At 50.8% G+C, this 12481-nt stretch carries 11 protein-coding genes; 7 read left to right on the top strand and 4 right to left on the bottom strand.

What is annotated here, in order from left to right:
* Window positions 1-55: 55 nt before the first annotated feature.
* Together NYE54_RS04585 and NYE54_RS04580 are read right to left on the bottom strand one after the other, a co-directional pair.
* Complete coding sequence (locus tag NYE54_RS04585) at window positions 56-1150, bottom strand: D-alanine--D-alanine ligase (RefSeq protein ID WP_213647812.1); 1095 nt, start codon at window positions 1148-1150, stop codon at window positions 56-58.
* 45 nt (window positions 1151-1195) lie between these two features.
* A complete protein-coding gene (locus tag NYE54_RS04580) occupies window positions 1196-2218 on the bottom strand; it encodes an amidase domain-containing protein (RefSeq protein WP_339270360.1) in 1023 nt (340 codons plus the stop codon).
* 314 nt (window positions 2219-2532) lie between these two features.
* Here NYE54_RS04580 and acnA point away from each other — a divergent pair, with 314 nt between their 5' ends.
* On the top strand, window positions 2533-5250 hold the full coding sequence (gene acnA, locus NYE54_RS04575; protein ID WP_339270358.1) for an aconitate hydratase AcnA: 2718 nt from the start codon (window positions 2533-2535) through the stop codon (window positions 5248-5250).
* 182 nt (window positions 5251-5432) lie between these two features.
* Window positions 5433-5588, top strand: a complete 156-nt coding sequence (locus NYE54_RS04570) for a hypothetical protein (protein WP_202618867.1) — start codon at window positions 5433-5435, stop codon at window positions 5586-5588.
* Between the two features lie 300 nt (window positions 5589-5888).
* Here NYE54_RS04570 and NYE54_RS04565 read toward each other — a convergent pair whose 3' ends face one another.
* Complete coding sequence (locus tag NYE54_RS04565; protein ID WP_076325898.1) at window positions 5889-6629, bottom strand: IclR family transcriptional regulator; 741 nt, start codon at window positions 6627-6629, stop codon at window positions 5889-5891.
* 221 nt (window positions 6630-6850) lie between these two features.
* On the opposite strand from NYE54_RS04565, the gene NYE54_RS04560 reads away from it, so the two are divergent.
* The 5 genes from NYE54_RS04560 (at window position 6851) to NYE54_RS04540 (ending at window position 11673) form a co-directional block, all read left to right on the top strand.
* On the top strand, window positions 6851-7843 hold the full coding sequence (locus NYE54_RS04560) for an alpha/beta fold hydrolase (RefSeq protein WP_339270355.1): 993 nt from the start codon (window positions 6851-6853) through the stop codon (window positions 7841-7843).
* Between the two features lie 134 nt (window positions 7844-7977).
* Window positions 7978-9156, top strand: a complete 1179-nt coding sequence (locus tag NYE54_RS04555; protein ID WP_339270353.1) for a Fe-Mn family superoxide dismutase — start codon at window positions 7978-7980, stop codon at window positions 9154-9156.
* 585 nt (window positions 9157-9741) lie between these two features.
* Complete coding sequence (locus tag NYE54_RS04550; protein ID WP_339270351.1) at window positions 9742-10020, top strand: hypothetical protein; 279 nt, start codon at window positions 9742-9744, stop codon at window positions 10018-10020.
* Between the two features lie 72 nt (window positions 10021-10092).
* Window positions 10093-11367, top strand: coding sequence for a hypothetical protein (locus NYE54_RS04545; protein WP_339270349.1), 1275 nt, complete (start codon window positions 10093-10095; stop codon window positions 11365-11367).
* A 33-nt stretch (window positions 11368-11400) separates the two neighbouring features.
* Window positions 11401-11673 carry a hypothetical protein gene (locus NYE54_RS04540; protein ID WP_076325903.1) on the top strand — a complete coding sequence of 91 codons (273 nt, stop codon included), beginning with the start codon at window positions 11401-11403 and terminating at the stop codon, window positions 11671-11673.
* A 106-nt stretch (window positions 11674-11779) separates the two neighbouring features.
* Here NYE54_RS04540 and folE read toward each other — a convergent pair whose 3' ends face one another.
* The gene (gene folE / locus NYE54_RS04535; protein ID WP_071220880.1) at window positions 11780-12373 is read right to left on the bottom strand and encodes a GTP cyclohydrolase I FolE; all 594 of its coding nucleotides are present in this window, start codon (window positions 12371-12373) and stop codon (window positions 11780-11782) included.
* Window positions 12374-12481: the final 108 nt, after the last annotated feature.

Here is a 12481-nt window from a genome sequence, read left to right as displayed (position 1 = left end):
AGCCGTAATGAATAGCGCGGACTCCCCCTGGTGTTTCATATCCTATTGTGACGGCTTACGCCTGGTTCTCATAAATTAGGGATTGCTTGCGGTTGTACCGCTCAAGACCCAGCTCGATCATCCGGTCAAGCAGCTCGCGGTAGGACACGCCCGTTTCCCGCCACAGAAGCGGGTACATGCTGTACGGTGTAAAGCCCGGCATTGTGTTCACTTCATTGATCAGAATCGCGCCGTCCGAACGGCGGACAAAGAAGTCGGCCCGAGTAATGCCGCCGCCTTCAATCGCTTTGAACGCAGTAATGGCAAGATCACGCAGACGATCAGCCGTATCCGGCTCGATCTCGGCCGGGATTTGCATCTGTGACTGTCCATCTGTATATTTGGCCGCATAGTCGTAGTATTCACTGGAAGAGACTATTTCACCCGGAACGGATGCCATCGGCTCATCATTGCCAAGCACGCTGACCTCCACTTCGCGGGCATCGACGAACTCTTCAACAATGATCTTGTCATCGAACCGGAGCGCGGATTCAATCGCCGCCTTAAGCTGCTCCCGGTTCTTTGCCTTGGATATCCCGACGCTTGAGCCTAGGTTAGCCGGCTTGACGAAGCTTGGGAATCCGAGTTTGTCCTCGATATCCTTCAGCACTTCATGCTGGCTCCGCTCCCACTGGGTACGATTGAAATAACAATACTCGCATTGCGGTAATCCTGCTTGGGCGAAGAGTTTCTTCATCACGACTTTATCCATCCCCGCAGCCGACGCAAGCACACCGGTTCCCACATAAGGGATGTCCGCCATTTCGAACAGTCCCTGAATCGTTCCGTCCTCCCCGAACGTCCCGTGAAGAAGCGGGAACATAATATCCACCGCCTGAGTCTCTTGGCCATACAATCTGCTGAACACGGCGTTCAGCGCTGTTTGCGTGCCCTCCCCTTCAGCTAGCTTCAATTCCTCCAACTGGGCAAAAGGAGCCGACAGCTTGCTGCCGATTCTCCAGGTACCCTGCTTGGAAATATAAAACGGAACAATCTCATATTTATCATAATCAAAAGCGTTCATGACTGCGAATGCCGTGGATAGCGACACCTCATGCTCGCCGGATTTCCCCCCGTATATTAAACCAACCGTCAATTTATCCTGTCCCATGTTAACCTCTCTCTTGTCCGTATTGCAGCATGACATGCTGTCATCTTAAAAATAATCGGGAATATGGTAAAACCGGTATTCCGTGTTATCGTTCCAAGCGTAGGAATCCCGGTAGTCCCAATAGCGATGGCGGCTGGACACCGTATGTGCATTAACCAGCGGCATGCCGCCTGCGTCAAATGCCGTCACGATGGTGCTGTGCTGAAACGCACCGTCACCGTCCCAGTCGTACACGATGACATCCCCCAGCATCAGCTGTTCGGGACGCTCCACCCGCTCGGCCCGCAGCCCCGAGGTACTGGCGTTCAAATAATGCGCAAAGCTGTTCGATACCGCCCAGCTGTAACTCCACCATTCCCGCTTGTTTACGTATCCCTTGTACCACCATCCCGTTTCTCTTTTACCAGTATAGAGGATTGGGGCTTTGCCTGCAAAGAGGCACTGGGAGATATAATTCGTGCAGTCCACGTCAAATTCCTCAAACTCCGGATTCCCGGAATCCCACCAACGATCGGCATAAGCAGCTGCGGCTTCACGCTCATACCGGCCGGACCGCGTGCTGCTGCCGGCGGCGTATACGCGGCCATTCATATAGGGGATGGACGGCTCTCTTCCAGCCCCATCCGCGCCTGCTGCCGGAACACCGGTTCTTTGCAGGGGATGGCGTTCATCCTGCAGACGTTCAATGCCAACGATCAACCAGACATCCCCGTCCCGGATCAGCGTCAGCCGCTCCCTAAAAACCGTATCTTCCCGGTGCGTCATGCCTCTTTTTTCATAATAAAATACGCTGTGAAGCCGCACGTCCGCGACCACATCATCCTCCGTCTCCCTCAGGATGCGCAGGAGGCGGGCACGAGTCTCGCTCTTAAGCGGCGTTGCCTCCCGCTGGGCATACCACGTCTGCAGCCGAAACTGCCTTTCTCCTCTCTCTACCAGGAAATTCAGATCCGCTACAATCTGCTCTTTCAGGCCTGAAGAATAGTCCACGCGATTTTGGTTATATTGATTGACGTAAATATATAGAGCTTGCTTCCAAGGCTTCTCTGCTTGCTTCAGACTGTTCATCTACTCTCCTCCTCTAACCTTGCCTTTCACGCTGTTCCCTATCACAACTATATGAAGAAAATCTCCGGGCTATGAACTTCGGTCAAGAGAATACAGAAAGACCGGGATCACACGCGACTGTATCCGGGTTAAAAACGGGCTTGTTTTCACCTTTTTGAAATACTTTTCTTCTATAAAAAATGCTTTACGCAGCGAGTTGAAAACGGTATACTTAAAGTAGTTAATTTATGAAATTAGGTTTCACCTAGTGAAACCACAGAGGATTTAACTCACACTTTTATTCGATTTATGAAATGACTTAAGGAGGTTCATCAATGCCAGCAAAGGATCAATTCTCCATCTCACGCAACCTCGAGGTGGGTGGTAAAAGTTACCGTTATTTCAGCCTGCAGGCGCTCGAAGAGCAAGGATACGGCAATGTATCCAAGCTTCCTTTCTCCATTCGGGTACTGCTGGAAGCTGCCGTACGTCAGTTCGACGGACGCGCAATTACCGAAGATCACGTAAAACTCTTGTCCAAGTGGAATGAAGGACGCGACAACAACAAGGAAATCCCGTTCATTCCTGCCCGTATCGTGTTGCAGGACTTCACCGGCGTTCCGGTTGTCGTTGACCTTGCAGCTATGCGTGACACCGTTAAGAAATCCGGCGGCGACCCTAAACAGATCAACCCTCTCGTTCCGGTTGACCTCGTTATCGACCACTCCGTCATGGTTGACGCTTTTGGTACCGACCAAGCTCTTGAAACGAATATGAAGCTTGAATTTGAGCGTAACGAAGAGCGTTACCGCTTCCTTCGCTGGGCTCAAACGGCATTCAACAACTTCCGCGCAGTTCCTCCGGGAACGGGTATCGTTCACCAGGTTAACCTGGAATACCTTGCTTCCGTAGCAGCTACGAAGACGGTTGACGGCGAGACGCTTGTCTTCCCTGACTCCCTCGTAGGTACGGACTCCCATACAACCATGATCAACGGCCTTGGCGTTGTGGGCTGGGGCGTAGGCGGTATCGAGGCGGAAGCCGGTATGCTCGGCCAACCGCTGTATTTTGTAACACCTGAAGTTATCGGCTTCAAGCTGACAGGCAGCCTGGCGGAAGGCGCAACAGCGACCGACCTTGCCCTCACGGTAACCGAGCTTCTCCGTAAGAAAGGCGTTGTAGGCAAATTCGTAGAATTCTACGGACCGGGTCTTGCTAACATCAGCCTGGCTGACCGTGCAACGGTAGCCAACATGGCTCCAGAATACGGCGCTACCATCGGATTCTTCCCGGTTGATAGTGAAACCCTGGCTTATCTCCGCAATACGGGCCGCACCGACGAGCAGGTTGAACTCGTGGAGAGCTACTATAAAGCGCAAAACATGTTCCGTACGGCAGATACGCCGGACCCTGAGTTCTCCGATGTAATCGAATTGGATCTCGCATCGGTTGTACCAAGCTTGGCTGGACCAAAGCGTCCGCAGGACCGTATCGAGCTGACCAACATGAAACAAAACTTTAACGATATCATCCGTACGCCAATCGACAAAGGCGGATACGGCCTCAGCGATGAGAAAATCGCGGAAACCGTTAAAGTCAATCATAAAGACGGCTCTACCAGTGAAATGGGAACGGGTGCGGTTGTTATCGCAGCCATCACCAGCTGTACGAATACGTCAAACCCAAGCGTTATGCTCGGCGCAGGTCTCCTGGCGAAGAAAGCCGTTGAACGCGGCCTGGCAAAGCCCGGCTATGTGAAGAGCAGCTTGACTCCAGGTTCCCTTGTCGTAACCGACTACCTCGAGAAGTCCGGTCTCTTGCACTACCTTGAAGCTCTCGGCTTTTATGTTGCAGGCTATGGCTGCGCAACTTGTATCGGTAACTCCGGTCCTTTGCCGGATGAAGTGAGCGAAGCGATTACCGACAACGATATGACGGTAGCCGCCGTATTGTCGGGTAACCGTAACTTCGAAGGCCGCGTGCATGCTCAAGTCAAAGCCAACTACCTGGCTTCGCCGCCGCTAGTTGTGGCTTACGCCCTGGCAGGCACAGTGAACATCGACCTGCAGAACGAGCCGATCGGTTACGATCCGAACAATGAGCCTGTATATCTGAAAGACATCTGGCCAACGAGCGCGGAAATCCGCGAAGCGATCGGTCAAGCCGTTAGCGCTGACGCTTTCCGTGAAAAGTACGAGAATGTGTTCACCGCCAATGAGCGTTGGAACAAGATTCCTGTTCCTGAAGGCGAGCTGTACGAGTGGGACGATCAATCCACTTACATTCAGAACCCGCCATTCTTCGAAAGCCTCGGCAACGGCTTGAACGACATCCAGGACATCAAAGAAGCGCGCGTGCTTGCTCTCTTGGGCGATTCCGTTACAACGGACCATATCTCCCCAGCGGGTAACATTGCAACCAACAGCCCTGCCGGCAAATATCTGAGCGACCGCAACGTTGAACGCAAAGACTTCAACTCCTACGGCTCCCGCCGTGGTAACCACGAAGTCATGATGCGCGGTACCTTCGCTAACATCCGGATCCGTAACCAGGTAGCTCCAGGTACGGAAGGCGGCGTAACGACTTACCTGCCAACGGATGAAGTGATGTCCATCTATGATGCTTCGATGAATTATCAAGCAGGCGGACAGAACCTCGTCGTTATCGCAGGTAAAGAATACGGTACAGGAAGCTCCCGTGACTGGGCGGCAAAAGGTACCTATCTTCTCGGTGTCAAAGCTGTCCTGGCTGAAAGCTTCGAGCGTATTCACCGCTCCAACCTGGTGGGCATGGGCGTTCTTCCGCTCCAGTTCCAGGAAGGTCATGGCTGGAAGAGCCTTGGTCTGAACGGCCGCGAGACATTCGATATCCTGGGCCTCAGCAACGACGTGAAGCCAGGCCAGGAATTGACGGTTGTCGCTACGCGCGAAGACGGAACCCAATTCGAGTTCCAAGCTATCGCCCGTCTCGACAGCATGGTGGACGTGGATTACTACCATAATGGAGGTATCCTCCAAACGGTACTGCGTCAAATGATCGCATCGAACCAATAAGGCATTCTTATAGGTGATTTGGCCTTAGTCAAAAATCCCCATCATCCGCGCATGGATGATGGGGATTTTGTTATTTTCCGGTACTTCTTTCCTGAATATTGGAAACTCCGTTTCGAATGATGCCATGGAGGTTAATGGGTAAAAAACATTGGCGGAAATCCAGACCTAGGAGGAAGGTACCTATGATCAAAATACATACGATGACATCGCTCCATTATCAATACCAACGGCCGCAGCCGGTGGCTGCACCCAAAAGAGAGGAAGCAAAAGATAAGCCCCTCACCTTCCAAGAGATCCTCAATCAGAAAATAAAGGAAAAGAATATGAAGCTGACCTAAGAGACGCTTACCTATTATATCGTTGAGCCGTTACGACAAAAGGACCGTTTCCCCAATCGCCAAGATTGTAGGGAGCGGTCTTTTTGTTGGAATGAGGATTGAACCCCCTTCCCTTATATCCTTTGGCCTTGCCATGTAACGTATCGTTTCGTATATTTCGTCTCGTATCGTTTCGTTTCAATTCCCGTTTTCAAATGGTTGACCCCCGCATAAAAATAACCGGGCGGCTGTATCACATGGAGCCTCCCGGTCATTCAATAACTTATAGTGATGCTGTCCGCACTCCGGCAATAGAATGAATTAAATCATCATTCCCATTTCCCGTGCCGCCTCCATCAGGATTGGCGCATGTTCGCGGAGCGTTTCCGCTGACAGACGGGTGACTGGCCCTGACATCGACAGTGCTGCCGCCACTTGACCATTCCGGTCAAAAATCGGTACAGATACCGCAGCGGCTCCAGGCTCGCGCTCTTCGATGCTGATCGCGTATCCCTTCTCCAGTATTTCGGCCAGCTGCTGCCGGTAAACGATCCTATCAACTGACTCCGGCCAATCCGGCGCATTCAGCAGCTCCTCCTGATCGGCCGGTGGCGCAAAGGCCACCAGAACCTTGCTAGAGGCGCCAACCGACAACGGTAGTCGTACTCCGACCTGGGCGACCCGCCGAATGCCCTGGTTGCTCTGAACCGCTTGAATCCGAAGACGATCCGAACCGTCTCTTAAATACAAACTCACCGTTTCCCCAAGCCGATCCCGTAAGGCTTCCATCGCGGGCAAAAGGCGAATCGCCGGGTCGTCGCTTTGGGACAGATGCATAGACAGCTCCCATATTTTCAAGCCGAGCCGATATTTCTCCGTTTCTTTATTACGAACAACGAATCCTTTGTCTTCCAGCGTTGTTAACAGCCGATGTACAGTACTTTTATGTAATCCGATAAGCGAAGAAATCTCCGTGAGGGCAAGTTCACTTTCTTTCGTAAAACACATCAATATATCAAGTGCCCGCTCTACAGCACGCACCGTTAATTTACGATCTTCCATCCCGACCAGCTCCTCTCCTGTTTCATTCTATGAAACCTGGTTACAAGAATTATATGAGAATTCTTCTCAAAAGTAAACCATCGAGACAGGGACTTTACAGTTGTCTTACAATCTATGGATTTGCATTGACTTTATAGGCATCCGGGCATACGATTATTATAATTTCAACTCTTTCATGTTAACGAAACATATCCAGACTATATGGTAAGGAGGGGCCACTTATGAGCACAACGACTGGTAGTAATGCCCCACTCTCCCAATTAAATGACACGCCAGCCGAGCTGTCGACGGGCTTAGTTCGTTTAAAGCATATTATATTAGCGTTGTTATTATCTGTCGTTTTTTTCCTTGTTTTCTGTTTTATTGCGCTTCATGCTTATATTGCTTGGGTTTTGTCGAATCCAACGGTTGCTCCACTCTATTCTAACCCCAAGCTTGCTAAAGATATGAATTACGAGAATGTCACATTCCACTCCATTGACGGGAAACGAAATATAAATGGCTGGTATATACCGGCCGAGAATTCTTCTAAAACCATCGTGCTCAGCCATGGTTATGGCGCCAATCGGGAGGAAACCTGGGTACCGATGTACGATCTCGCCCATTATGCGCATAATATGAATTTTAATGTGCTTATGTTTGATTACGGTTTTGCCTCCCAGACCAGCAAGGAAGTGGCGACCGGAGGCAAGGAAGAGAAACGCCAGCTTCTTGGAGCCATTGAACATGTGAAGCAGCGCGGCGCGAAGCAAATTGTCGTCTGGGGCTTCTCCATGGGGGCCGGAACCGCACTGCAGGCAGGGCTTGAGACCAAGGATGTGGATGCCATGATTCTGGACAGCGCCTTTTTATTGGAGCCGGACACGCTTTACCATAATATTCACAACCAGATCAATCTCCCTCGTCATCCGTCCCTGGAGATTCTGGAGCTGCTCTTCCCGGTGCTTAACGGCACAAGCCTGGATCAGATCCCTTACAATGAGGTGAAGAAGCACGATTATCCGTTCCCGACCCTGTTCATCCACGGAACGAAAGACGATAAGGCACCTTACCCGATCGCCGAGAAGATTGCTTCCAATCAGACCCATACGGATTCGGATTCCTGGATTGTAGAGGATGCGCATCATGAGCTTATCTTCCGTGAGCACCCTAAAGAATATCTGCGCAGAGTATCCACCTTTCTAGGAAAACTCGAAACTCCGGATGAATCCTGATGCTTTATTGATCATACGATCCATCACCCCCCGCTGCTTTGATGCAGCGGGGGGATTTTTAATTTCCTCCTCATAATACAGGCCGCTAACTGAATATAGTGTGTTTAGTGAACCTGATACTGGAGGGAACGGACATGTTATTTATTTACGGAGCGAAGCTCCCGATACGATTACTCGAAGAGATTCGCTATTGGAAGCATCAGGAAAGGAAGCATACCGGGCTCATCAAAGCTATTGTTCCGGATCTGGAGCCGGTCTATGTCAAGATGCTGGATCAATGGGCCGTGGTGTTCGCTGACACGGAAAAAGCGGCAGACGAACTTCTGCGTCACATTCTTCGTTATGACGGACCTCCTTCACCCCAAGTGCTGGCCCAGGTCGAGCAGCTGTTGCGTGCTTCCTGCGAGCAATCCCGAGAGTTCATCCGCCAGCTCCACGGATTGAAGGAGAACAGCGAGGCTGTTCGGAAAGTGCCGCTCGCCGGCACGGTCCTGCACCATGTGATTCGGGAGTCCGAATACTTCCTGAACACGCTGGAGACGCTCAACTCCGCCGGAGCACTGGAAAGATTCATGGATGTGGATATGCCGATGCAGTCGATGACGCTACACGAGGCCACGTCTCCTCCGCCGTCTCCTCCCGAGGCCGAGCTATCCATTCAAGGCATGGGAGACAGCGGCGGCAAGGCTGTTCCGATTGGCGGGCACCGCCTTCCTCCACTGCCTTACGCTTATAATGCGCTGGAGCCTCATATTGACGAGAAAACCATGCGGATTCATCACGACATCCATCACCAAAGTTATGTCGACGGTCTGAACAAGGCGGAGAAGAAATTGGAGGAGGCCCGAAAAAGCGGTGATTTCGAGCTGGTGAAGCATTGGGAACGCGAGCTGGCTTTTCATGGTGCCGGCCACTATCTGCACACGATCTTCTGGAACATTATGAACCCGCGGGGCGGTGGCGAGCCTGGCGGGGAGCTAGCCCAACAGATCAAGAAGGATTTTGGAAGTTTCGACCGCTTTAAAAAGCACTTTAGCGAAGCTGCAGACAAAGTGGAAGGCGGCGGCTGGGCAATCCTCGTCTGGAGTCCGCGCAGCCATCGACTTGAAATTTTGCAGGCCGAGAAACATCAGAATCTCTCCCAGTGGGATGTCGTCCCTCTCCTCGCTCTGGATGTATGGGAGCATTCCTATTACCTTAAACATCAAAATAAACGCAAGGATTACATCAACGATTGGTGGAACGTGGTCTACTGGCCGGAGGTTGCGGAGCGCTTCAAGCATGCCAGCATGCTGAAATGGAAGCCTTTTTAATTCAAGACCTAGCTGGGCTGCTTCACATTGGTTAATATTGGGTATGATGTCTATAGCCCTCCTTACTTCATTATGGAGTTTAAGGAGGGCTTATCATTATTCAAGGGGGTGACTCTCTGTACACTGGAGCACATTGGATAAAGGGATCGGGAGCCGATGAAATTGATGTTGAAGGATATGTCATAGGGCATCCCGATCAGACTTTCAATATATCCGTAAACCACAAGACTCTTGAAACCGGGCACTTGGTCATGAGTCCAGAATTGGACTTGATTATTCAAGCTAGGGAGTAACCCGACCCTATTGTTAGGTCTTTTTTACCATATATCTGGTTATTTATTCGGTTGAACGCTCCCATATGCTGGATTATGATATGACAGTAAGCTTGATAAGCAGTCTCTGTATGGCCTAAGGCGATACGAAGAGAAATTATGCGATCCATACTAAGACTGCAAGATTCAGCGTGCCGGTAAGAGCAGAACATCACCACTGAAGGGATGGGTCAGTGTGAACAGTAGGTTCAAATCACGTGTTTTCATTTTTGCTTTTGTGCTTATCATTTTAATTGTTGGAGGATGCCAGCCCGTGAACAATAACCAAGCCACTACAGACGACAGCTCGGACGAAGTCATAACGAAGGCTAAAACCACAGCCGTTCAGCATTTTAAAGAGAAATACGACTTGGATGTAGAAATTACCAAGGAAGAGATGATGCCTTCGATCGTAGCGGACAAGGTCAACCTCGAAGGGTTTGTCGTAGATCATCCTGAACAAACCTTTAAAATATCCGTTGATTTCAACACAGGCGAGACATCCAACTTCGTGATGAACCCGGAGCTCAGAAAAGCGATTAAGGGCGAGTGATGGGTTGCGGCTGCCTTTTGGCTGTAACTACATGTTCTGATCCTGCTGAGTCATGTTAAGGAGGGAGTATATTTGAGTTCACCGCAAGTGGATGACGAGACATACCGATTGATGTCAGAAGCGGCTTATCTCGATCTGAAAAAAGAAGATACCGTTGAGGACTTGCCTGGATGGGAGGTCCTTGAGGACTATAAGAGCAACAGCATATCAGGTTTTGATGCGGTAACTTTCTACAACAAGGAAACGAACCAGGCCGTTATCGCATACCGGGGCACCGAGGCAGGCAAAGATTTATCCCATGCTCTCCCCGATTATTTGGCTGATGCGGATATTGGTATTGAAGAGATCAAAAGAAAAATCCCGGAATTTCGGCCACCTTGGGCGGACCATGTGGACAAAGTCAAAGAAGTCACGGGGATTAACGATGTCACGGATTGGTTCGGTGAACAATCGAGACAGATCGATAAAAAAACGGATATATGGGGAACCAACCAATTGTATCAAGCCGAGGATTATGCGCTGGAAATGAAGGAGAAATACAAGGACGTTGATTTCACCCTTACGGGTCACTCCTTGGGGGGAGCCAATGCGCAATATGCTGCCGCCTATACGGGCATGTCGGCTGTCACCTTCAGTGCTCCGTCGGTCATCGGAAGCCTCTCCCCTGAAGCCAGAAGAAAGGCAGAGAACGGGGAATTTGACTCTCAAATCACTAATTTCGTCCATCCTGGCGACATTATTGGCAGCGGTGCACTCGGCGGCTTCGATGGCCACGTCGGTTCAACCTATTACATAGACTCCAGTTATAAAGACGCCAATGACGGGCTTAGTATAAAGGAAAAAATTGATAATACACTGGGCGGCCCCAATTATCATCAGCTTGACCGCTATCGATTCGAGGATGGTTACATCTCAAATCCTCTGTACGACGGCGCTACCGACAAAGCCGTTGATTCGCCTAGAATACCTGCCCATAGCAGTCTCTTGTTCGGCCTGGGTGGTCCGATGAGCCATTTGGGCTTAGGTTTAGGCGGCTCGCTGGCAGCCATAGCCGGCTCCGCAGGAGGCTCAGCTGGAACCATTCAGGTGACCCCTGCCGAGCTGCGAAGCGTAGCCGAGAAATGGAGAGCGCACGCCCATCAAAGTGATGCCGAACTACAGGGAATCCGGCAGCGCCTCTCCAAATACATGTTCTCCAGCCACAGCAGGCGTCTACAGCCGATTGTCCAGCAGCTGGATACATCCATCATGTCGATGAGTCAATGGCATCTGCAGCATACCACCGACATCGTTCAATATATTAAATTCAAAGCGGATTTATTTGAACGGACCGACAACAGCGGATAAACATCGATACAAAAACTACCGGGAGGGATGGAGATGAGTCGAGAGATTCTGCTGGAGCTTGATGATTTGCTTCAAGCCGAACGCGAGCTGTCAGGACTGCTGGCAGCCATTCGAGCCGACGAACAGGAGGCTAGGGTCATGTACGCCCGTCTGCAGGATTGGAAGGGACAATCCGCCAATGTGCTGCGCGACCAGATTGAAACCTTCTTTATGGAGATGTCCCGCCGCATCCGGGATATCGAGGAGCAAAAACATGCACTCATCCAGTATGTGCAATATATGAAACAAGTGGATGGCGCTTCTTGAGGAACCCTTGCCCAACATCGATTATCATGAGTTCACATTCATTATTAAGCACAAAAAAAGGCTTCGCCTCCGTGGGCGAAGCCTTTTTCATTTGTCTGGATCATGATTAGTCTTTAATCAAAGACAGAAATTCCGAACGCTGTGCAGAATCACTCTGGAAGGTACCGCGTACAGCTGACGTGACCGTCTTGCTGCCCGGCTTCTTCACACCGCGCGCGCACATGCACAGATGCTCGCCTTCCACTACCACCATCACGCCGTTTGGCTGCAGCGCCTCCACCATAATATCCGCGATTTGCGAGGTAATGCGCTCCTGCACCTGAAGACGGCGGGTAACCGCCTCTACCAGACGTGCCAGCTTGCTCAAGCCGGCGATTTTGCCGCTAGGGACATAACCGATATGGACTTTACCAAAGAACGGCGCCATATGGTGCTCGCACTGGCTGTAATATACGATATCCTTCACGATAACCAATTCCTCATGATTCTCGTCAAAGGTAACCCCGAGAACATCCTTGGGATCCACTTCGTATCCGGCAAAGATCTCCTCATACATCCGCGTCACACGGGCCGGTGTCTCAAGGAGTCCCTCACGCTGGGGATCTTCACCGATCAGTTTCAATATTTGCTCTACATGATACTCGATCTGCTCTCGGTTATCGCCGACTTTATTGTTTACATAATCCTTTACACCTGCCACAGTACATCCCCCTTTTTCGTTCCATATAAAAAGCAAACGGTTAACTTATAGCCGCTGTTAGCGGCCTTTTAAATAGAAATGCCCCTCCGTCATCCATTCAGACGGGAG

Origin of the sequence: Paenibacillus sp. FSL K6-1330 (assembly GCF_037976825.1) — a bacterium.
Taxonomy (GTDB): domain Bacteria; phylum Bacillota; class Bacilli; order Paenibacillales; family Paenibacillaceae; genus Paenibacillus_AQ.
This window is presented reverse-complemented; position numbering and strand designations above follow the sequence as displayed.